The organism is Bacillus sp. FJAT-45037, assembly GCF_002797325.1.
In the GTDB taxonomy this organism is placed as follows: Bacteria; Bacillota; Bacilli; order Bacillales; family Bacillaceae_D; genus Alkalihalophilus.
Genome location: NZ_KZ454938.1, coordinates 2,212,903 through 2,234,948, shown reverse-complemented (window position 1 = coordinate 2,234,948; position 22,046 = coordinate 2,212,903). Strand labels below are relative to the sequence as shown.

Sequence of the window (22,046 nt, the reverse complement as noted above, 5' to 3'; positions counted from 1 at the left end):
AGAAAACAGTAGAAAAGACATCAGGAGGTTACAGAATGAGTTGGACAGCGATTGCTTTAGTCATTCAATTATTTTTCGGCGTGATTATTGGGGTGTACTTTTGGAATTTACTTAAAACGCAACGAAATCAACGTGTAACTATTGATAGAGATTCAAAAAAAGAAATGGAACAATTAAAAAAGATGAGAGATATACAATTAAGCGAGCCATTATCGGAAAAAGTCCGTCCGGTTGACTTTGATGATATTGTCGGCCAAGAAGAAGGAATTCGCTCTTTGCGTGCAGCGTTATGTGGTCCAAACCCACAACATGTGATTGTTTATGGACCTCCAGGTGTGGGAAAAACAGCAGCAGCAAGGCTCGTCTTAGAAGAAGCAAAGAAAAATTCTCAATCACCATTTGCGAAAGAAGCCGTCTTTGTAGAGTTAGATGGAACGACAGCTCGGTTTGATGAGAGAGGAATTGCTGACCCGTTAATTGGTTCAGTTCATGACCCGATTTATCAAGGGGCGGGAGCGATGGGACAAGCGGGTATTCCACAACCAAAGCATGGTGCTGTCACAAAAGCTCACGGTGGAGTATTATTTATTGATGAAATTGGAGAGCTACATTCGATCCAATTAAATAAACTACTAAAAGTATTAGAGGATAGGAAAGTTTTTCTTGAAAGTGCCTATTATAGTGAAGAAAACCAGCAAATTCCTAAGCATATTCATGAAATTTTTCAAAAGGGATTACCTGCTGATTTTCGTATGATTGGAGCGACAACAAGAACGCCACAAGAATTACCCCCTGCAATTCGGTCTAGGTGTTTAGAAGTGTATTTCCGTTCTTTAAAACCTGAAGAAATTATTTTAATTGCCCAAAAAGCAATAAAAAAATTAGCTTTTAATGCCGAAGACGTTGCGATAGAGCAAATTGCAAAATATGCAACGAATGGTCGTGAGGCAGTCAATATCGTTCAGATTGCTTCAGGGATAGCAACGTCAGAAGGAAGAGAAAAAGTAACGTTACGTGATGTCGAATGGGTCTTACATGCCAGTCAATTAACCCCTCGACCTGAGCGTAAAATCCATCAAGCGCCTGCAGTTGGTTTAGTCAATGGTTTAGCCGTTTTTGGGCCGAATATGGGCGCGTTACTTGAGATCGAAGTGAATGTGATTGATAATCCAGGCAAGGGCTCTGTGAATATTACCGGGATAGCAGAGGAAGAAAGCACGGGGAACCAAACGCGGTCAATTCGGAGAAAAAGTATGGCAAAAGGATCGGTTGAAAATGTCGTAACTGTTCTCAGACGTATGGGGATACCGACAAATGACTTTGATATTCATGTGAACTTTCCAGGTGGGGGTCCAGTGGATGGTCCATCTGCAGGGGTTGCTATCGCGACGGGAATTTTCTCGGCGATTCAAGGACTAAAAGTAAAAAACACCATTGCAATGACAGGAGAATTAGGCATTCATGGTTCCGTTAAACCCATTGGTGGGGTTGTTGCAAAAGTAGAGGCGGCAAAGTTATCAGGAGCCACACAGGTGATTATTCCAAAAGAAAATGAACAAGCCATTTTACAAGAAATTGACGGAATTGAAATTATTGCGGTTTCACATCTAGATGAAGTTCTAGACCTAGCAATTGAAGGACTTAATCAAGAAGAAGAGGTTATTCCGGCAAGTGCGAGTATAGAATCAACAATTAGTCCTGTGTAACATTATGTGCTCAATTGCAGATAAACAAGGTCGTGGAGCCTTATATTTCTTTCTATTCTTTGTTTATGGTTAGACAAAGAATAGGGGATACGATAAAATTAATGAAAGGTCAAACTTCTTTTCTTCATAATAGTCAAAAATACGCATATTTTAAGAGCGATCTTTCAGTGGAAAATGTTGCTGCTCGTACTGCTTGCGTATGAGATTAATGAATGGGTGAAAAGGGTAATGATACGGAACTAGGAAATTTGGAGGTGTATGCGGATGGTCGCAGAAAAAACAAAACGACAAATTCCGCTTCTGCCATTACGCGGTTTACTTGTTTTTCCATCTATGGTGTTACATTTAGATGTCGGGAGAGCAAAATCGGTACAGGCATTAGAGTTTGCAATGGATAGGGATCATGAAATTCTCTTATCTACACAAAAAGAAATTTCAATTGATGAACCAACTGAGGAAGAGATTTATACAGTAGGAACAATTGCGAAAATTAAACAGCTTTTAAAGCTGCCCAATGGAACAGTTCGCATTCATGTAGAAGGTCTACATCGTGCGAAAATTGAAAGTTATCTTGATGATGAAGAGTTTCTAAAAGTTGAAATTACGGAATTAGAAGATACAAGAGAAGAACGAACGACGGAAACACAAGCTATTATGCGTAGCCTGCTTACAATGTTTGAACAATACACGAAGGTGAGCAAGAAAGTATCTCCTGAGACATTAGCGACGACGTCTGATATTACCGAACCAAGCCGTTTTGCTGATGTCCTCGCTTCAAACCTTCCATTAAAGCTCATTGAAAAACAAGAAATCCTTGAGATCACTGACGTTGTGGACAGACTTCTTCACTTAATTGATATCTTAAACAATGAACAAGAGGTATTAGGCCTTGAGAAAAAAATTGGACAACGAGTGAAGAAGTCCATGGAAAAAACCCAAAAAGAATACTATCTTCGTGAGCAGATGAAAGCCATCCAAAAAGAGCTTGGTGATCGCGAAGGGCGAACGGGTGAAGTGGCATCTATGCGTGAGAAAATCGAAGAAGCAAAAATGCCTGAATCAATTTTAGAAAAAGCGTTAAAAGAGCTTGATCGCTATGAAAAAATGCCAGCTAATTCTGCCGAAAGCTCGGTCTTACGAAATTATATTGAGTGGTTAACTCAACTTCCATGGAACTACGAAACAGAGGATCAGCTTGATGTCAACCGAGCAGAAGACATCTTAAATGAGGATCACTATGGTCTTGAAAAAGTCAAAGAGCGTGTGTTAGAGTATTTGGCGGTTCAACAATTAACAAATGAACTAAAAGGACCTATTCTTTGTTTGTCGGGGCCGCCTGGTGTCGGTAAAACTTCCTTAGCTCGTTCAATTGCTCGTTCACTTGACCGTAAATTTGTTCGAATCTCGCTGGGTGGAGTACGTGATGAAGCTGAGATTCGTGGTCATCGACGTACATATGTAGGGGCTATGCCTGGTCGAATGATACAAGGAATGAAAAAAGCAGGTTCGATTAATCCTGTGTTTTTACTAGATGAAATTGATAAAATGGCTAATGATTTTCGTGGAGATCCATCTTCTGCCCTGCTTGAAGTATTAGATCCAGAACAAAATCATACGTTCAGTGATCATTACATTGAAGAGCCTTACGATTTATCTAAGGTGATGTTTGTAACAACTGCTAACAATATTTCAACAATTCCAGGCCCGTTGCGTGATCGAATGGAGATCATTCATATTGCTGGCTATACAGAAGTGGAGAAAATGCAGATTGCGAAAAATTATCTTCTCCCTAAACAAGTTAAAGATCACGGTTTAACCAAATCTACGCTACAAGTGAAGGACGAGGCGATTCAAAAAGTCATACGTTATTACACGAGAGAAGCGGGTGTTCGTAACTTAGAGCGTCAAATGGCGACATTATGCCGTAAAGCAGCTAAGATCATCGTATCGGGGAAAAAGAAACGGGTCGTGGTGACTGCAAAGACGGTAGAAGATATGCTCGGTGGCGTTCGTTTTAGATACGGCATTGCCGAAGAGGAAGATCAAGTCGGATCAGCTACTGGACTTGCCTATACTTCAGCAGGTGGAGATACGTTATCTATTGAAGTCTCACTAGCACCAGGAAAAGGAAAACTAACATTGACTGGTAAGCTTGGTGACGTGATGAAGGAATCGGCTCAAGCGGCGTTCAGTTATATTCGTGCGAGATCAGAGGAATTAAACATTGATCCTAACTTCCACGAGAAGCATGATATTCATATTCATGTGCCTGAAGGTGCTACGCCAAAAGATGGCCCATCAGCAGGTATTACGATGGCGACTGCCCTGATTTCTGCCCTAACAGGTCGTGTTGTGAAAAAAGAAGTAGGGATGACCGGGGAGATCACACTGAGAGGTCGCGTCTTGCCAATCGGAGGACTCAAGGAAAAATCGATGAGTGCACACCGAGCAGGGTTAAAGACTATAATTATTCCAAAAGAAAATGAAAAAGATTTAGAAGATGTTCCTGAGAGTGTCAGACAAGATTTAAACTATATTTTAGTCGGACATTTAGATGAGGTTCTAAAGCATGCGTTGGGAGAGAAAAAATGAAGGTAACACAAGCAGAATTATTCAGAGTCGCGGTAAAGCCTGAGCAATATCCAAACACGGGATTACCGGAAATTGCTCTAGCAGGTCGCTCAAACGTGGGGAAATCATCATTCATTAACAAAATGATTAACCGTAAAAGTTTAGCGCGAATCTCACAGCGTCCTGGTAAAACACAAACATTAAATTTTTACGCCATTAATGAGAAGTTGCATTTTGTCGATGTACCTGGATATGGATTTGCGAAAGTGTCGAAAAAAGAGCGCGATACGTGGGGGCAAATGATCGAAACATATATCCAAGAACGTGAACAATTGCAAGCGGTTGTTCAATTGATTGATGTGCGTCATAAGCCATCTAAAGATGATAAAGTCATGTACCATTGGTTAAAACACTTTGGAACATCAGTCATTTTAATTGCTACAAAATGTGATAAGATTCCAAAGGGTAAATGGCAGAAGCATCTTAAAGATATTTCTACAGATCTAGAAAAATATGAAGAAGATCCTTTACTATTGTTCTCATCGGAAACAGGATACGGTAAAGAACAAGCGTGGAAAACGATCATGCAATATGCGGCAAGAAAAGAATAGACAAAAAGTCTGCACCATTTAGGTGCAGACTTTTTGCGTTCTGTCTATTTTCTTTTTATAATAAGGATGAATCCGATCACAATTAAAAGAATCGGCCAAAAATCAAATAACACAGAGCTGGTAGGCTCGAACCAATCGAGTGGGTCGACTGATGATATGCCTATAGCTGAGATAAGCAAAAGGATCATTGCTGGAAAAAGTCCTTCTTTTTTTGTGCGCACATACAAAAGTAGAAAAGATAATCCGACAATTAAAGTATACATTGCCCATGATGAAGGCCATGATGGAACCAGTGCTTGTCCGTGAAAATGAATACCAAGACCCGTTAACATAGCACCTGGGAAAAGTGTGCTAGGATCTTTAGATAGTGTCGATTGAACAAAGAAAGAAATACCAATAATAACTAAAATGGACGGCCAGCTAGTTAGCTGCTCTTGCAAGGGGAAAGAGTACTGACTCATGATTAAGTAAATACCTAACCCTATTAATAAAACTCCAGGGAATATGCGTTGTTTTCGCATGTACATCATCCTCCAATTTAAAACAAAAGGTTATACATTTACCGCTTTTGGTTAACCTAAAAGGAAAGAATTCTCTCACATACCAAGCGCATGCAATTATCCTTTTATGATAGCATAGGCTTCATGATCTGTTCACAATTTTTTTTTGAGTGATTCCATAGACATGTTATAATAAGGTCATTAGAGACACATAAGAAATGAATAACAAACACTTTGTTTAAATAGATTCGTTTTTTTAATGGGTGCAATACGTACGGGTCGATAGATAAAGAGAACGGTGGGGGTGAGTCAGGTAATGCATATTATTGTTGTCGGATTAAACTATAAAACAGCACCGGTTGAAATGCGTGAGAAGTTCGCGTTTCATGATGCTGAGATGCCTATTGCGTTAAATCAGCTTCGCAACATGAAAAGTATTCTAGAATGTACGATTATTTCAACCTGTAATCGGACGGAGATCTATGTTGTTGCTGATCAGCTTCACACAGGTCGCCATTTTACTAAGGCGTTTCTTTCTGATTGGTTTGGACTAGCTAAAGAAGACATTTCTCCTTATTTGGATATCCGCGAAGATCATCATGCGATCGAGCATTTATTTAGAGTTGCCTGTGGTCTGGATTCCATGATTCTTGGCGAGACGCAAATTCTTGGTCAAGTGCGTGATAGTTTCCTTCTTGCACAACAAGAACAAGCAACAGGAACAATCTTTAACCATTTATTCAAGCAGGCTGTGACTCTAGCGAAGCGTGCCCATTCAGGAACAGAGATTGGTCAGCATGCTGTTTCCGTTAGTTATGCAGCGGTTGAGCTAGGTAAAAACATTTTTGGGGATTTTAAAGGCAAGCATGTACTCATTCTAGGCGCAGGGAAGATGAGCGAGTTAACAGCGAAGCATCTTCGTGCTAACGGGGCAGAACGCATTACGGTTATTAATCGCACTGAGGCTCGAGCAGCGGAATTAGCTGCACGCTTCTTAGGACAAGCGAGACCGTTTGAAGAGTTACAAGAAACTTTAGTTGATGCTGATGTACTCATTAGTTCAACTGGCGCACGTGATTTTGTTGTGTCAAAAAACATGATGTCTGGGACATTGAAGAAGCGTAAAGGCCGTCCGTTATTCATGGTTGATATCGCTGTACCACGTGATTTAGATCCAGCTCTTGCTGAACTAGACGATGTGTATTTATATGATATTGATGATCTTCAAAATATCGTTGAGGCTAATTTAGCTGAGCGTAAGCGTGAGGCTGAAAAGATCGAATTGATGGTCGAGCTTGAAATTGATGAATTCAAAGCATGGTTAAATACTCTTGGTGTGGTGCCTATTATCACAGCTCTTCGAACAAAGGCGCTAGCAGTACAAGCAGAAACGATGGAAAGTATTGAGCGCAAGCTACCTAACTTATCAGAGCGAGAAAAGAAGGTACTTCGTAAGCATACGAAAAGTATTGTCAATCAATTGCTGCGCGATCCTGTCACTCGCGTCAAAGAGTTAGCAGGAGAACCAGGCTCAGATGAAACATTAGATCTTTTCACAAAGATCTTTGCCCTAGAAACGGAGCTTGAAGTACAAGAACGTGAAGTGCGTGTAAAGGTTGCTGAACAAGAATGGGAAGCACAAAAGAGCGAGTTCGTCGCTACAAGACAACAGCAAAAAGCAGTCGTTCGCTCCTAATGAAAGGAGTGGCTAAAAACGGATGAATTGGATTTATCCTTTAACGATTGTTTTATACAGTTTAAGTGTTTTTGGCTATTTTATTGATTTCTTACAGCAAAACCGGAAAGTCAATCGTATGTCTTTCTGGTTGCTTTTAATAGTTTGGGTCTTACAAACGGTGTATTTCGTGTACCGAGCATTTGAGTTAAATCGATTGCCGTTAATTACCCCGTTTGAAGGGCTCTTTTTTTATGCATGGATTGTCGTCACACTGTCGCTTTTAATCAATTGGTTCTTTAGAGTGGATTTTCTTGTCTTTTTTACGAACCTAGTTGGCTTTAGTATGATGGCGTTTAGTCTATTTGTTAGAGATAGCGAAATTCCAGAATCTCTTTATACGTTGCTTGTATCTGAGCTTCTGATTATTCATATTTCAATTATTATGCTCTCCTATGCAGCCTTTACATTATCGTTTGCATTTTCGATCATGTATGTCATTCAACATCAAATGTTAAAACGTAAACTATGGGGAAAACGGCTTGTTCGTTTTGGGTCATTATCAAAGTTAGATGACCTAGCATATCGAATGACTATCTTTGCTTTCCCATGTTTCTTAATAGGATTAATATTAGGATTTGTTTGGGCATATAGTCAATTTGGCTTTATCCCAATATCGGATGCAAAAGTGATTAGTTCTATGCTTGTTCTACTTATATATTCGGTGTACCTCTATCAACGAGCGGTCCACTATGTTCGTGGCTACAATATGGCCTTATTGAATATTGCTTGTTTTCTACTTCTCTTGATCAACTATTTTTTGAGTGGTCAATATTCTGAATTTCACCTTTGGTACTAACTGTCGATCTACACTATAATAGAACAAGATGCACTGATAGATAAATTGGAGGTTAATATATGCGTACGATTGTTATTGGCTCACGCCGAAGTAACTTAGCTTTAACTCAAACTGATTGGGTCATTGCTCAGCTTAAGAAAAAGAATGTTCCTTATAACTTTGAAGTAAAAAAAATTGTAACAAAAGGAGACCGTATCCTTGATGTGACCCTTTCAAAAGTTGGTGGAAAAGGACTTTTTGTTAAAGAGATTGAACAAGCGTTAGCAGATAAAGAAATCGATTTAGCGGTTCATAGCATGAAAGATGTTCCGTCTGTGATGCCAGAAGGGTTTATTCTTGGAGCCATTACAGACCGAGAAGATCCAAGAGATGCGTTTATTTCGATCGACAACGTTAAGCTTGCTGACCTACCCGCAGACTCGATTGTCGGTACAAGTAGTTTACGTCGCTCGGCGCAAATTTTGGCGGAAAGACCGGACCTTAAAGTGAAATGGATTCGTGGAAATGTTGAGACTCGTTTACGCAAATTAAAAGAAGAAGAATTTTCAGCGATTGTGTTAGCAGCTGCTGGGTTAAAGCGTCTTGGTTATTCTGAGGAAGTGGTAACAGAGTATCTTGACCCTGAGATGTGTGTTCCGGCTGTTGGGCAAGGAGCTTTAGGAATTGAGTGTCGTAGTGGAGATGAAGAAGTGCTTGAATTGATTCAAAAGCTAAATGACGAAGCAACAGCTCGTACCGTGACAGCGGAACGTACTTTCTTGCACAAAATGGAAGGCGGATGCCAAGTTCCAATTGCTGCTTATGCAACGATTCAAGCTGATGATTCGATTTCTCTAACGGCTCTTGTAGGGTCTCCAGATGGCCATACAATCATTAAAGAAACAATGGTAGGAAAAGATCCTGTACAATTAGGGGAGGAAATCTCTGATCGCTTACTAGAGCAAGGAGCAAAAGAGATCTTAGATAAAGTGAAACGTGAGCTTGATAATTAATGAGTGAACTCTCGCTTTTGGGAAAGCGTATTCTAGTTACTCGGGCAAAAGAACAAGCTCCCCCTTTATCTAAGCGAATTGAACAAAAGGGCGGAATTCCATATGAAATTCCGCTTCTCTCATTTCAAGTGGTTCAAGATGATCAATACATACAACAAGCTGTAGATGAATTAGAAGAGTACCAGTGGATTGTGTTTACGAGTGCCAATGGAGTCCACTTTTTTATGGAAGCATTGAAAAAAGCAGGAAATAAAACGATGGGTCATCAACAGATTGCCGTTGTTGGTCAAAAGACAGCTAGAGTTTTAAAAGCTTTTGGTTATAGTGCAGATCTCTTACCTAATGAATTTGTAGCAGAGGACTTAGTGAGAGTATTAGGAGAAAACGTCACAATTGGGGGCAAGATTTTACTACCTAGAGGCAATTTAGGTCGAATCTATTTGCCTAAAACTCTTACCGAACAAGGTTTTCAAGTGAATGATCTTACGGTCTATGAAACCGTCTGTCCAAAAGAAGCCAAACGTCAGTTACAATCCTTTCTTGAAACGGGCCAACGACTCGATGTGGTTACGTTTACGAGCTCATCTGCTGTGAAGCACTATGTTGAGCTTATTTCTGAATTAGCATGCAAGGACGAGGTTTCGGCTAGTCACATCGCCTGTATCGGGCCAATTGCAAAGAAGACTGCACAAGAGTATGATTTAGAAGTAGATATTACTGCACATACATATACAATCGAAGGACTTGTCGAAGCAATGTCTTCGCATTTTAAGGAGGATCATCAAATATGAAAGATTTAACGTTTGATCGTCATCGCCGTCTACGTCAAACGGATTCGATGAGACGAATGATTCGCGAAACACATCTTAGAACAGATGATTTAATCTATCCGATTTTTGTGACAGAAGGACATGGAGTAAAAAATGAAGTCGCTTCAATGCCAAACGTCTTTCAATGGTCATTAGATTTAGTTGATCAAGAAATTGACGAGGTGGTCTCACTTGGTATTCCTTCAATCATTGTCTTCGGTGTACCTGATACGAAGGATGAAGTCGGTTCGTCCGCTTATCATGATCACGGCATCGTTCAAAAAGCGATTCGTCAAATTAAAGAGAAACATCCTGAACTGACAGTGATTGCCGATACATGTCTGTGTCAATTCACAGACCACGGCCATTGTGGTGTGATTGAAGACGGTAAGGTATTAAATGATCCGACATTAGATTTGTTAGCAAAAACAGCTGTTTCTCAAGCAGAAGCAGGGGCAGATATCATAGCGCCTTCAAATATGATGGATGGGTTCGTAGCAGCGATTCGTCACGGATTAGATGAAGCTGGCTATCATGATGTACCGATTATGTCCTATGCGGTAAAATATGCATCAGCTTTCTACGGACCATTCCGTGATGCGGCTCATAGCTCCCCGACATTTGGCGACCGTAAAACGTACCAAATGGATCCCGCCAATCGACTAGAAGCGCTACGTGAGGCTCAGTCTGATATAGAAGAAGGCGCAGATTTCTTGATCGTAAAACCAGCACTATCATACTTAGATATCATTCGCGAAGTGAAAGATTTTTCTGGAATGCCCGTTGTTGCGTATAACGTCAGTGGAGAATATTCAATGATCAAAGCAGCAAGTAAAAATGGATGGGTCGACGAAAAAGCCATTGTACTTGAGAAAATGACGAGCATGAAGCGAGCAGGAGCAGATTTAATATTAACGTATCATGCTAAAGATGTTGCTACGTGGTTAAACGAATCAAAGTAGAGGAAGGGGATTAATGATGCGATCATATCAAAAGTCAGAAGCAGCTTTTAAGAAAGCAAAGCCACTTATGCCTGGTGGGGTTAATAGTCCGGTACGTGCATTTAAATCAGTAAAAATGGACCCTGTTTACATGGAAAGTGGAAAAGGTTCTAAAATTTATGACATTGATGGAAATGAGTATATTGACTACGTACTATCATGGGGACCATTAATTCTTGGCCATGCTGATGAACAAGTGGTCGAAGCCTTGAAAACTGCCACGGAAAAGGGGACAAGTTTTGGTGCGCCAAGTGAGCTAGAGACAAAGCTTGCTGAATTAGTCATCGAGCGCGTCCCTTCGATTGAAGTTGTTCGTATGGTTAACTCTGGAACAGAAGCAACGATGAGTGCACTACGCCTAGCGCGAGGCTTTACCGGTCGTAACAAGATTTTGAAATTCGTCGGCTGTTACCATGGTCACGGTGATTCGTTGCTAATTAAAGCAGGTTCAGGTGTGGCCACTCTTGGTCTTCCAGATAGCCCTGGAGTACCTGAATCCATTGCTCAAAATACATTAACCGTTCCATACAATGATTTAAAAAGTGTGAAGTATGCGTTTGAACAATTTGGTGACGACATTGCAGGCGTCATTGTGGAACCTGTTGCAGGAAACATGGGCGTTGTCCGTCCAGAGCCAGGTTTCTTAGAAGAACTTCGTGCAATCACCGAAGAAAACGGTACGCTTCTTATCTTTGATGAGGTTATGACAGGATTTAGAGTAGGCTATGAGTGCGCGCAAGGAGTATTAGGCGTAACACCAGATCTTACATGCCTAGGTAAAGTAATCGGCGGAGGGTTACCAGTCGGTGCGTACGGCGGCAAGCGTGAAATTATGGAGCAGATCGCACCAGCAGGTCCAATTTATCAAGCAGGTACATTATCTGGAAACCCCCTTGCTATGACAGCAGGGTACGAAACACTCTCTCAGTTAACGCCAGCTGATTATGACCGATTCGAGCAATTAGCAACAAAACTTGCAGATGGACTATCAGCCGCAGCTGAAAAGTACGACATCCCGCATTCGATCAACCGTGCAGGGTCAATGGTAGGATTCTTCTTCACAGATAAAAAAGTAACAAATTTTGAAGAAGCCTCAACATCAAATCTAGATTATTTTACTCGTTATTTTCAAGAAATGCTTCATCAAGGGATATCAATTCCACCTTCTCAATTTGAGGGAATGTTCCTGTCAACGAAGCATACAGATGAAGATATCGAAAAAACCATTGCCGCAGCAGAAGTGGCTTTTTCTAAACTAAAATAAAGTAAGTAAACGGGTTCTCGATCATGAGAGCCCGTTTTTTTTGGTTGTGCTTAATCTGTGTTCGGTGGTAGAAAGTAACTGAAGTCATTTTCGCGCAAATAGTACCGGTTTCTGCGCAGAATTTATATGTTTTCGAGCGAAATGTCACTACATTCGCGCAAAATAAGCAAGTTTACGCGCAAACGCATGAAGAAAATGGAAAAAAGTCACTGCCGCCCTGCATTTCATACGTCGCTAACCGAGCCCTTTCGCTTTTCGTGTCTAGCTGCGGTTGCCAGAGGCTCGTGGACAAATAACCTGCCAGATGTAAAAGCAAAGAGCGCTTTTCATCTGCCAGAACATTTGCATCCCGCCTCTGAGCAGGCAACCTTCGCTTTTCGTGTCATATTTGTCTAGGCTTGCTCATAGAGTGGTATTGTACTGAATCGTGTAGACACAAAAGTGTGAGATCGATCATGTTGAGGAGGAATGTATTGTGACACAAGAACATCCAACGAAGCTGTCATTTTCAATTGAGGAGTCGGTTTGGTTAAATAAAGGGCAAGAGGTGCAGGAGATTGTAGGGATGTCACTAGAGCCAGATATTACGATTGAAGAGAAGGATCACCATGTATATATTAAAGGTGGTTTACGTTTAGTTGGTGAATATCAATCTGCAGTAAGAGAAGCAGGGATCGATTTAGAAGATGGATCGATTGAGGAACAGTTTTCGTTTCGTTCTGTAGGGGATGTTTCGTTAAGTGAAGATGGCAAAGGTCAAATTAAGCATTTCTTTCCGATTGATGTAACCATTCCGATCAGTCGTATTCAAAATCTAGATGATGTTTATGTTCAAATTGAATCTTTTGATTATGACCTCCCAGAAAAAAGTTGCATTCAACTAACGGCTGATATCAGTATTAGTGGCATGAATCAACCACAAGAAACAACAAATAGAGTATCAGAAGAAGCTAATCAAGAACAAGAAACATCAGACACAGCGTTCTCCTTTGATGCAAAAAAAGTACCAGTAGAAAATCAAGAGCCAGAAGCTCCTGAAGAAAAAGCGTATGAGGTACCTTCTATGAATGCGTGGCAGCCTCCAGCTTTCAATCAGTTTTATGGCTTTCAACAGCCACTTCCTGAACAAGTAGAACCTGAGGAAGAACAGATACAGGAGCAAGAAGAGGTAGATACAGATGTGGTTGCTCAATATGAAGAAGAAACGGAAGAGCCAGTTTTCGAGGAAGTGGAACGTGCATCGAAAGAAGATCCTGTTTTCGAGGAAGTAGAACGTTCGGTGAATGAAGAAGTAGAAATCGAAGAAGTGGAAGAAGACGTGCTTGAAGAAACGGAAGAGCCTATCTATGAGGAGGATGCAGAGGAAGTTGAAGTTGAAATCGAAGTCGAAGCGAATGAGGTACGAACGGAACCAGAGGAAGAGAGATCAGTTGCTCCACTAATGAAAATGGCAGCCAGACCTTCTGAGGATGTAGCTCAACGAGAAGAAGTGGTAGAAGAACAGATCGAAGAAGAAGAGCAAGCAGACTACGTGCAAAGACCTCGAGAAGAGAACGCATTGTATTTAACGAAAATGCTCACAAAAGGAGAAGAGCGATTTTCTAAATGGAGAATGTGCATCATCCAGTCAGATGAAACGATCGATACGATAGCAAGGCGCTATAATGTCAGCACAAGCCAGTTAGCGAGAATGAATCAACTACAAGAAGAAAAAGTAGAAGAGGGTCAAATCCTATACATCCCTGCTAGTACAAAGTCGTAGATGAGGAGTAATCTATGATTGAATTAGTTGATTGGCTTAAAGCCGAGTATGGATTTACAAAAGTAGAATTTTGTAGTGAAGCTATTATTCTTACCGACCAAGGACGAAAACGAATTCGTTCTTGGTCGGATTCATCCTTACTTGATTGGCACATAGAATGGCGTGATCACTGTCATCGTACCCCTGTGGTTCTTACCGATCGCATGATTCGTACAAAAGAAGAAAAGCCAGCTGCAAAATGGCGTGATCGTTGGATTAGCATTCATGATGAAGTCGATGAGGAATATCCACAACTAGAGCATGAACATGCGTGGGGAATGCTGATCGGTTTAATGATTGAACACGGAATAAAAGACCATCACAAAATCCGTCCGATACAACGAGAACGTTTAGAGTATGAGGTTGATCCGAATTGGTTTAAAGGATTACGAAAAGACATCAAAGACCAGTTAGAAAAGTATCAAATGGAAACGAGTGATCGTGCAAAGAAGGCCCGTGCAATCCGAACGAAATTAAGTGATGTCCAACTACCTGTCATCGACCCAATCGAATCAACCACTCAAGCGAGAAAAGTATATGATGTGTTGTTATGGCGCGGGACAAGTGAACAAGCAGAAATAGGCTATTATTCGATTCGTCAGTTTCTCATCCAGTGGCAGAAGGAAAACGGGCAAGGCTCTTTGTATAAGCTCATTCAAGCGATTGGACAAACTGATGGGTTCTGCAGAAAGCAAGCCTTACTTTTGGTCGCTGAGTGTCTAGAGCCATATGAGTGGTTGAATGTGAAACATACGATCGAAACAAATGAAAGCGAACAGAGGATCGAATCGGCGTTAAATGAGATGACCGAAGAATGGGAAGAAGCACGAAAACTTGTTCAACTGATTGGAAAGTGGATTGATGAACAGAAGAAGGTGCTTTCATGAGACAACAGACAAAAAAACCATATGCCTCGATCTTATTTTATTATGACCTTTACCCTGAACAAATTGAGGATTATGGCAAAGTCAAAAAGGTTACCACATCAAGAGGTGTGTTTGCGTTAAAAGAAACAACCATGTCAAGACAGGTAGCGGATGAATTCATTCATGCGATGAGAAAGCTATCGAAACTAAACTATAAACAAGCGGTTCCTATTATCCCAACTAAATACGGAGAGTATACGATATCAACAGGTACTCATACGTATTACGTGATGCCCTGGGTAGAAGCTGCGGAGTACATGGGAAGAGAATCACAAGAAGAGAAGTTAGCAACGCAGATGGCTGTCATTCACCGCTTAACAGTTAAGACGCAAACCTTTGAGAAGGAACAAGTGGACGGGTCTTTTGATCAGTTATTACTGCATTGGGAGAAAAGAAGACTTGAGATGAATCGCTTTGCCGATTTTGCCGAGCGGAAAACGTATATGTCACCATTTGAGTTAACATTTTTAACTCATGCTCACATGCTCGATCAAATGGCTATTAAAGCAGGAGAGCATTTACAGAATTGGTATGATGCTTGTGTAGAGAAGGGAAAGTATCGGACGGTTATTTGTCACGGGAAGCTCTCACGCTCCCATGCAATCTTTAATTTAGAAAATGAAGCGACGTTGTTAAATTTTGAAAAAGCAAGCATTGATACGCCAGCACGTGATTTAGCGAGCTTTTGTCGGTCGAATTTTCGCTATACAATGTGGAATGAAGATGAAGTAATGAGATGGTTCATGAGATACGAACGTCATTTGCCACTATTAGAAGAAGAAAAAGAACTTTTATGTGGATATTTAATGTTTCCAGAGCCAGTGGTGTATGCGATCAATGCCTATATAAATGAACGAGAAGAACGAAGTGAGCTAGAGCATGTCCAGCGCTTAGAAAAACGACTGCTCTCTTTAAGGAAAGTTCAACGTTTAAGCCAAAAACTCATCATAAAAGAAGAAAGTTGACGTTCTCTACTACGCATAGAGGACGTTTCTTTGTGTGAAAAATAGCTCTCTCTTGTTCGAAGCAAAATGACTTTAAAAGAGCCTTAACAAGAGAGAGCAATAGAGAACGAACATTAATGTCAATAAAATCACATCAAAGGTTGTTGGAAATAGTAGTGTACGTAAAAACTGAAAACATATGAGCGGCAATAGAAGCTGTGCAAACATAGCCCTAATTTTTAACCACCACGGTGGACGATGGTAATAACTACGATATTTTCGGCCCTTCATTAGGAGCCCTCCTTCATCATCTTGCCCATGACATAAGTGGTTCACTTTTTATCTGTTACTATACCTTATGCAGCAATCAATGATAGGTGCTAGCCTTTCTTCATTTTTCACGTGTTCCCTTTTCAAATGCTCGGGCATATCTTGGTATACATTCAATAAAAGATGGAAAAGCTCATATTGACGGATGAATAGGAAACAAGCTAAAATATAGAAGGAAATGGACATTACAAAACGTCCTCATAAAAATACAAGAAATGCTTAGAATGGGAAGAGTAAATTCCGAACCTTTCAGAGAGAGAGATCATTTGCTGAGAGATCTCTTAAGATGTACGAATTGAATGTCACCCAGGAGCAATCTTTCTGAAATGTAGAGTAAGAAAGATCGGTTAAATGCCGTTATCAAATGAAGTGTGTAGCTTCTTAAGGATTCTTTATGGATTCACTTTGACGAGTAAGCTACAAACAAAGGTGGTACCGCGAATACAAACTCTCTTCGTCCTTTGGAGGAAGAGGGTTTTTTTATATTCATTTAACTGTAAGTAAAAAGGAAAGAAGGAGACGAGTATGGAGAAAAAAGAATTATCAATGCCAACAAAGTACAACCCAAAAGAAACAGAAGAGAAATGGTACGCGTACTGGTTAGAAGGAAAATATTTTGAAGCAACAGGTGACACAAAAAAGCAGCCTTACTCTATCGTTATTCCACCACCAAACGTAACAGGAAAGTTGCATTTAGGTCATGCTTGGGATACGACGTTACAAGATATCCTTTCACGTGTGAAACGAATGCAAGGCTACGATACGTTATGGTTGCCAGGAATGGACCATGCAGGTATTGCAACACAAGCAAAGGTCGAAGGAAAGCTTCGCGAGGAAGGTATCAGTCGCTATGACTTAGGGCGTGAGAAGTTTGTTGAAAAGTCATGGGAATGGAAAGATGAGTACGCAAGCTTTATTCGCAATCAGTGGTCAAAATTAGGTCTTTCGCTAGACTACTCCCGTGAGCGTTTTACTCTTGATGAAGGTCTTTCAAAAGCGGTTAATGAAGTATTCGTGAAGCTATATGAAAAAGGCTTAATCTATCGAGGCGAATACATCATCAACTGGGACCCAAAAACGAAAACAGCTTTATCGGATATTGAAGTTATTCACCAAGATGTTCAAGGTGCGTTCTATCATATGAACTACCCATTAACGGACGGTAGTGGTCAGATTGAAGTGGCGACAACTCGTCCAGAGACGATGCTTGGGGACACGGCTGTTGCTGTACATCCAGAAGATGAACGCTATAAGCATTTAATTGGTCAAACCGTTACATTACCAATCACAAACCGCGAGATTCCAATTGTGGCCGATGATTACGTAGATATAGAATTTGGTTCCGGTGCGGTGAAAATTACACCAGCTCACGATCCGAATGACTTTGAAATTGGTAATCGTCATAACCTTGAGAGAATTCTTGTCATGAATGAAGACGGAACCATGAATGCAAAAGCTGGCGCGTATGATGGGTTGGACCGTTTTGAGTGTCGCAAACAAATCGTCAAAGATTTACAAGATGCGGGAGTTCTCTTTAAAATTGAAGAACACATGCACTCGGTAGGTCACTCAGAGCGCAGTGGAGCGGTTGTTGAACCTTATTTATCAACGCAATGGTTTGTAAAAATGCAACCACTAGCTGATGCAGCGATTGATCTTCAAAATTCGGAAGAGAAAGTCAATTTTGTACCAGATCGTTTTGAAAAAACATACTTACGCTGGATGGAGAACATTCGCGACTGGTGTATTTCTCGTCAACTTTGGTGGGGACATCGTATTCCTGCTTGGTACCACAAAGAAACTGGCGAAGTGTATGTAGGTCACGAAGCACCAGCAGACATTGAAAACTGGAAGCAAGATGACGATGTATTGGATACATGGTTCAGTTCAGCCCTATGGCCATTTTCAACAATGGGTTGGCCAGATGGTGAGTCCGCTGATTATGAGCGTTTCTACACGACAAATGCGCTAGTAACGGGATATGACATTATCTTCTTCTGGGTATCTCGAATGATTTTCCAAGGATTGGAATTCACAGGAAAACGTCCATTCAATGACGTGTTAATTCATGGTCTAGTTCGAGATTCTGAAGGCCGTAAGATGAGTAAGTCTCTAGGTAATGGTGTCGATCCGATGGATGTCATCGACAAATACGGTGCCGATGCTCTTCGTTTCTTCTTATCAACAGGTAGTTCCCCAGGAAATGACCTTCGTTTCTATTGGGAAAAAGTCGAATCGACGTGGAACTTCGGAAATAAGATTTGGAATGCTTCACGTTTCGCGCTAATGAATATGGACGGATTAACGTATGATGAGATTGATTTAAGTGGAGAAAAGTCAACAGCTGATAAGTGGATATTAACTCGTCTCCAAGAAACGACAGAAGATGTAACTCGTTTAATTGATACTTATGAGTTTGGAGAAGTGGGTCGCCTGCTTTATAACTTTATCTGGGATGATTTCTGTGATTGGTATATTGAAATGGCGAAACTTCCTCTATACGGAGAAGACGAAGATGCTAAGAAAACGACACGTTCTGTGCTTGCCTATGTGTTAGACCAGACAATGCGACTTCTTCACCCGATTATGCCGTTTATTACCGAGGAAATATGGCAGCACTTGCCGCATCAAGGCGAATCAATTACCGTAGCCGCATGGCCAGAGCGCAAAGAAGAGCTTGTGTTTAAAGAAGCAGTAAAAGACATGGAGCTTCTAAAAGAAATGATTCGCTCGGTCCGTAACACACGTGCCGAATTAAATGTTCCAATGAGTAAGCAAATTGAACTTCTGATCAATGCGAAAGATGATGCAACGCTTGCCCAACTTGAGCGTGGAAAATTGTACATCGAGAAATTCTGTAACCCAAGCAAATTAGAACTTGGTACAGGATTAAAAGCACCGGAAAAATCGATGTCTCAAGTGTTATCTGGAGTAGAATTATTCTTGCCTCTTGCAGGACTACTAGATTTAGACGCTGAGATCGCTCGCTTAGAAAAAGAACTCGAAAAGCTCAATAAAGAAGTTGAACGAGTAGATAAAAAACTAGGTAACCAAGGCTTTATTGCTAAAGCACCTGAGAAGGTTATTGAAGAAGAAAAAGCAAAGCAAGAAGATTACAAAGCAAAACGTAAAACAGTAGAAGCTCGTATTGCTGAGTTAAAAGCATAAGTACGTAAAGTCGTCTATCTCATGGTAGGCGGCTTTTTTTGTATGCGTAGAGAATTGTTAGAGGTTAGCTAGACAACTCAATAAAAAAAATTCTTCATTCGTGCAACCTTTCCGTGATAAATTGGCTCTATATGGTAGAGCGACCAGAGATAGGAGATCGTTGGATGAATCATTTAGTTGAACGGCTGAGGACCGGGGAGGAAGAAGCACTAGCGGAGTGGATGGATCGAGACGGGCATACAGCTTTGCGAATCGCATTATTATTTTTGAACGATCAACATGAAGCACAAGATGCTGTACAAGAGGCTTTTATTTTAGCGTATCAAAGAATGGAGCAATTAAGTGATGCAGAAAAGTTAACGAAGTGGCTAACGACAATAGTTATCAGTCAATGTAGAAGAAGAACACGAAAATGGAGCTTCAAGCATATTTTTCTTTCCTATAAAGAAGAACCTCTGGATAAAGCAGGTATTGATACACCACTAAGTATTTTAGAAACAAAGGAAACATCGAGACAATTAGCGGGTATCATTCAACAATTAGAAGCTGAATACCGTGAAGTGATTGCCTTATTTTATTATGGAGAGTACTCCATTAAAGAAATTTCAGATCTAACCAAGACGAAAGAAAACACAGTAAAAAGCCGTTTAGCTAGAGCGAGAAGGCAATTAAGAAAGTTTTTAGAAGAGGGTGAACGACATGAATGAGCGAAAACAAATAAAGTCATTATTAGATGAAGAACTCTCAACAGTAAGATTCAAAAAGAAAGAAGACGTGTTAAAGAGAACGCATCCGAAAACATTCAAGCAAAAATGGGAAGCGTGGCTAAATGAAGAAATCTCGGTTCCGGTTATTCCAACTACATCTTTTACTGTTTTGTTGCTTGCTGTTGGGATCTTTACGATGCTTGAGACGAATCCGGAGACAACGAACCATATTGTAGAATTTGGTGGCAATCTATATTACCAGCATGTTTTAGATGAAAGAGGGGTGTCGTATGAGCGTTAAAATAACGAGAAAACAACTTTTCTTTTATATCAGTGGCTTTATGGTAGTAATCTTTGGATTTATTTTTCTGTTCCAACCAGCTTGGCAGGAGTATCGTGTGCAAGCAGCGGTAGAGCGTGGAGATCTTCATGCGGGCGATAGAGTGACTGATTTAATTGACGGAGCTCGTACTGATTCTAGAAAACTTCATTTAATTGAACAATTTATGCTCGAACATAGTGTGTGTTGTTCTCCTTACGATGTCTTCATAACACCAAATATGAGTTCATATGGAGAAGAGCGTTATTGGAGTGGCTTTACATTAACAGAAATGAAACCGTACCTAGAGTTCTATGAAGAGCGGTCGATACAACGAAATACGTGGCTCGTTGAAGAAGCGATAATTGGATTAGCTGATTATTATGCGAATTATGATTCAGTAGAAAAAGCGATTGATTTCTTGAATCAAAAGAGAGAAGAGTATATGGAGCATTCAACACTAATCCATCCTCCTGAACAAATGACGATTAAGCTCGCTCAATTATATGTTGAACATAGACAGTTTGATGGGGCTATAAATGTAATTGAAGAGTATGAGGATGCCATTCAAGGAGCGAATGACGAGCAAGTAATTTCTTATGTGAACGAAGAGTTTCTCGAAATTAGAATAGAGATCTTACTCCTTCAACAAAAAAAGAACGAAGCCTTACAACTATTAGAAAAGTGGCAAGAACAAACACAAACAGCTGAAAATTATGATGATTACACAGCTAGTGAGCGTGTGACATCGCTAAAAAGGCAGCTTGAGCTCATTGAAGGAGATTTTGCATATGGTACGGTCGAAGGCAATTTAAGAAGGGAGGACGGAACACCCATTGTAGGTGCTGAAATCTTCTTGCGTCAAAATCATCGCGCGAACACGTCTATTCATCCAGAATCTGAAAGGTACCGTGCAACCACCGATCAAGAGGGGTATTACAAATTCTCTCGGGTGATGCCAAATGAATATCAAGTTGGAATAGGTTTTACGTATGAACAGATAGATGGATACTCATGGCCTGTTGATATGGAGGATCGTGTCGTTGTTCAAAGTAGAGAAGATATTGTACATGATATAGTATTGTTGCCGCTTTTAGATGTGTATTTTCCAGTAAATGAGTATGCTTTTACGGAACGGGAGCTTACATTTAGCTGGGAAGAAGACCCTAAAGCGACGACGTATGATATTAGTATGATTAATCATACCGAGAACGGATGGACGTCTCAAGTAGTGAAAAGCGGAATAAAGGACACCACTACGATGATCGATGTAAGAGATCTCTATCATAATCCTTTTAATGTTTCATTTGATAACGATGTATACGACGAGGACTGGTTTGATCCTCGTAGCATGTTGGGGTTTGCTAATACTGAAAGTCAATTTTCATGGGCAATTACATCATACGATCAAAACGGAAATGAATTGAGACGTAGTTTTGGCTATCGTTTAGATGATGAGTTAGTGAGTCAATTTCCTTTTTTTCAATTAAAGCAACGTAAGTTAACAAAAGCGGATCAGCTTTTATTAGATGGCAAGGTCGACCAAGCACTTGAATCATATGAACAAGATCTTTTAACAGAAGAAGGACTTGAACAGGAACATGCACTCATTATGGCAGTGAAAGTTCTCCAATATGTAAAGTCATCAAGGGGTGATGATGATAAAGAGTTACGCATGAGAATGAAGGATCATATAAAAGAACTTTATGAGAGAACAGAGATTGATTATTATGCCGAACTACTTGATGAGGCAGAAAACAAATTGTAAGGACAGGGAGCATATCCTTGTCCTTTTTGATTGCCAATTTCTTTTAAATCTCTTATTACATTGAAATAATAGAGGGGAAATCGATATAATAGTAG

General features: G+C 40.4%; 17 protein-coding genes and 1 other annotated feature. Of the genes, 16 read left to right on the top strand and 1 reads right to left on the bottom strand.

Translation table 11 applies throughout. The features are described 5' to 3' along the window. The first annotated feature begins 35 nt into the window (after positions 1-35). From lonB to yihA, 3 genes are all read left to right on the top strand, one after another. The gene (gene lonB, locus CDZ88_RS11425) at positions 36-1,706 is read left to right on the top strand and encodes an ATP-dependent protease LonB (protein WP_100373667.1); all 1,671 of its coding nucleotides are present in this window, start codon (positions 36-38) and stop codon (positions 1,704-1,706) included. A 264-nt stretch (positions 1,707-1,970) separates the two neighbouring features. Then, complete coding sequence (gene lon / locus CDZ88_RS11420) at positions 1,971-4,298, top strand: endopeptidase La (protein WP_100373666.1); 2,328 nt, start codon at positions 1,971-1,973, stop codon at positions 4,296-4,298. Beyond that, positions 4,295-4,888 carry a ribosome biogenesis GTP-binding protein YihA/YsxC gene (yihA, locus tag CDZ88_RS11415; protein WP_100373665.1) on the top strand — a complete coding sequence of 198 codons (594 nt, stop codon included), beginning with the start codon at positions 4,295-4,297 and terminating at the stop codon, positions 4,886-4,888. The genes lon and yihA overlap by 4 nt, the downstream gene beginning before the upstream one ends. A gap of 44 nt (positions 4,889-4,932) precedes the next feature. On the opposite strand, the gene CDZ88_RS11410 is transcribed toward yihA, so the two are convergent. Further along, positions 4,933-5,409, bottom strand: a complete 477-nt coding sequence (locus CDZ88_RS11410) for a LiaI-LiaF-like domain-containing protein (protein WP_100373664.1) — start codon at positions 5,407-5,409, stop codon at positions 4,933-4,935. A 295-nt stretch (positions 5,410-5,704) separates the two neighbouring features. On the opposite strand from CDZ88_RS11410, the gene hemA reads away from it, so the two are divergent. The 13 genes from hemA (at position 5,705) to CDZ88_RS11340 (ending at position 21,951) form a co-directional block, all read left to right on the top strand. Beyond that, entirely contained in the window at positions 5,705-7,084 is a 1,380-nt protein-coding gene (gene hemA, locus CDZ88_RS11405; RefSeq protein WP_100373663.1) for a glutamyl-tRNA reductase, read from the top strand. A gap of 22 nt (positions 7,085-7,106) precedes the next feature. Beyond that, complete coding sequence (locus CDZ88_RS11400; protein ID WP_100373662.1) at positions 7,107-7,922, top strand: cytochrome C assembly family protein; 816 nt, start codon at positions 7,107-7,109, stop codon at positions 7,920-7,922. A 59-nt stretch (positions 7,923-7,981) separates the two neighbouring features. Further along, on the top strand, positions 7,982-8,914 hold the full coding sequence (gene hemC / locus CDZ88_RS11395) for a hydroxymethylbilane synthase (RefSeq protein ID WP_100373661.1): 933 nt from the start codon (positions 7,982-7,984) through the stop codon (positions 8,912-8,914). A gap of 17 nt (positions 8,915-8,931) precedes the next feature. After that, entirely contained in the window at positions 8,932-9,705 is a 774-nt protein-coding gene (locus CDZ88_RS11390) for a uroporphyrinogen-III synthase (RefSeq protein ID WP_157796546.1), read from the top strand. Then, positions 9,702-10,685, top strand: coding sequence for a porphobilinogen synthase (hemB, locus tag CDZ88_RS11385; protein ID WP_100373659.1), 984 nt, complete (start codon positions 9,702-9,704; stop codon positions 10,683-10,685). The genes CDZ88_RS11390 and hemB overlap by 4 nt, the downstream gene beginning before the upstream one ends. A 16-nt stretch (positions 10,686-10,701) precedes the next feature. Continuing rightward, complete coding sequence (gene hemL / locus CDZ88_RS11380; RefSeq protein ID WP_100373658.1) at positions 10,702-11,988, top strand: glutamate-1-semialdehyde 2,1-aminomutase; 1,287 nt, start codon at positions 10,702-10,704, stop codon at positions 11,986-11,988. Between the two features lie 475 nt (positions 11,989-12,463). Next, positions 12,464-13,750: a stage VI sporulation protein D gene (gene spoVID / locus CDZ88_RS11375; protein ID WP_100373657.1), complete on the top strand. Its 1,287-nt coding sequence runs from the start codon at positions 12,464-12,466 to the stop codon at positions 13,748-13,750. Positions 13,751-13,764: 14 nt separating this feature from the next. Continuing rightward, positions 13,765-14,676 carry a hypothetical protein gene (locus CDZ88_RS11370; RefSeq protein WP_100373656.1) on the top strand — a complete coding sequence of 304 codons (912 nt, stop codon included), beginning with the start codon at positions 13,765-13,767 and terminating at the stop codon, positions 14,674-14,676. Continuing rightward, the gene (gene ysxE, locus CDZ88_RS11365; RefSeq protein ID WP_100373655.1) at positions 14,673-15,680 is read left to right on the top strand and encodes a spore coat protein YsxE; all 1,008 of its coding nucleotides are present in this window, start codon (positions 14,673-14,675) and stop codon (positions 15,678-15,680) included. The genes CDZ88_RS11370 and ysxE overlap by 4 nt, the downstream gene beginning before the upstream one ends. A 520-nt stretch (positions 15,681-16,200) precedes the next feature. Then, positions 16,201-16,454, top strand: a binding site (T-box leader). 60 nt (positions 16,455-16,514) lie between these two features. After that, a complete protein-coding gene (locus tag CDZ88_RS11355) occupies positions 16,515-19,157 on the top strand; it encodes a valine--tRNA ligase (protein WP_100373653.1) in 2,643 nt (880 codons plus the stop codon). 164 nt (positions 19,158-19,321) lie between these two features. Beyond that, positions 19,322-19,864 carry a sigma-70 family RNA polymerase sigma factor gene (locus CDZ88_RS11350; RefSeq protein ID WP_157796545.1) on the top strand — a complete coding sequence of 181 codons (543 nt, stop codon included), beginning with the start codon at positions 19,322-19,324 and terminating at the stop codon, positions 19,862-19,864. Continuing rightward, positions 19,857-20,165 carry a hypothetical protein gene (locus CDZ88_RS11345; protein WP_100373651.1) on the top strand — a complete coding sequence of 103 codons (309 nt, stop codon included), beginning with the start codon at positions 19,857-19,859 and terminating at the stop codon, positions 20,163-20,165. Before CDZ88_RS11350 ends, CDZ88_RS11345 begins: the two co-directional genes overlap by 8 nt. Beyond that, the gene (locus CDZ88_RS11340; RefSeq protein WP_100373650.1) at positions 20,155-21,951 is read left to right on the top strand and encodes a carboxypeptidase-like regulatory domain-containing protein; all 1,797 of its coding nucleotides are present in this window, start codon (positions 20,155-20,157) and stop codon (positions 21,949-21,951) included. Before CDZ88_RS11345 ends, CDZ88_RS11340 begins: the two co-directional genes overlap by 11 nt. Positions 21,952-22,046: the final 95 nt, after the last annotated feature.

Coding starts and splice junctions, on each gene's coding strand:
- lonB (WP_100373667.1), top strand. CDS start 36: ATGAGTTGGACAGCGATTGCTTTAGTCATTCAATTATTTTTCGGCGTG.
- lon (WP_100373666.1), top strand. CDS start 1,971: ATGGTCGCAGAAAAAACAAAACGACAAATTCCGCTTCTGCCATTACGC.
- yihA (WP_100373665.1), top strand. CDS start 4,295: ATGAAGGTAACACAAGCAGAATTATTCAGAGTCGCGGTAAAGCCTGAG.
- CDZ88_RS11410 (WP_100373664.1), bottom strand. CDS start 5,409: ATGCGAAAACAACGCATATTCCCTGGAGTTTTATTAATAGGGTTAGGT.
- hemA (WP_100373663.1), top strand. CDS start 5,705: ATGCATATTATTGTTGTCGGATTAAACTATAAAACAGCACCGGTTGAA.
- CDZ88_RS11400 (WP_100373662.1), top strand. CDS start 7,107: ATGAATTGGATTTATCCTTTAACGATTGTTTTATACAGTTTAAGTGTT.
- hemC (WP_100373661.1), top strand. CDS start 7,982: ATGCGTACGATTGTTATTGGCTCACGCCGAAGTAACTTAGCTTTAACT.
- hemB (WP_100373659.1), top strand. CDS start 9,702: ATGAAAGATTTAACGTTTGATCGTCATCGCCGTCTACGTCAAACGGAT.
- hemL (WP_100373658.1), top strand. CDS start 10,702: ATGCGATCATATCAAAAGTCAGAAGCAGCTTTTAAGAAAGCAAAGCCA.
- CDZ88_RS11370 (WP_100373656.1), top strand. CDS start 13,765: ATGATTGAATTAGTTGATTGGCTTAAAGCCGAGTATGGATTTACAAAA.
- ysxE (WP_100373655.1), top strand. CDS start 14,673: ATGAGACAACAGACAAAAAAACCATATGCCTCGATCTTATTTTATTAT.
- CDZ88_RS11355 (WP_100373653.1), top strand. CDS start 16,515: ATGGAGAAAAAAGAATTATCAATGCCAACAAAGTACAACCCAAAAGAA.
- CDZ88_RS11350 (WP_157796545.1), top strand. CDS start 19,322: ATGAATCATTTAGTTGAACGGCTGAGGACCGGGGAGGAAGAAGCACTA.
- CDZ88_RS11345 (WP_100373651.1), top strand. CDS start 19,857: ATGAATGAGCGAAAACAAATAAAGTCATTATTAGATGAAGAACTCTCA.
- CDZ88_RS11340 (WP_100373650.1), top strand. CDS start 20,155: ATGAGCGTTAAAATAACGAGAAAACAACTTTTCTTTTATATCAGTGGC.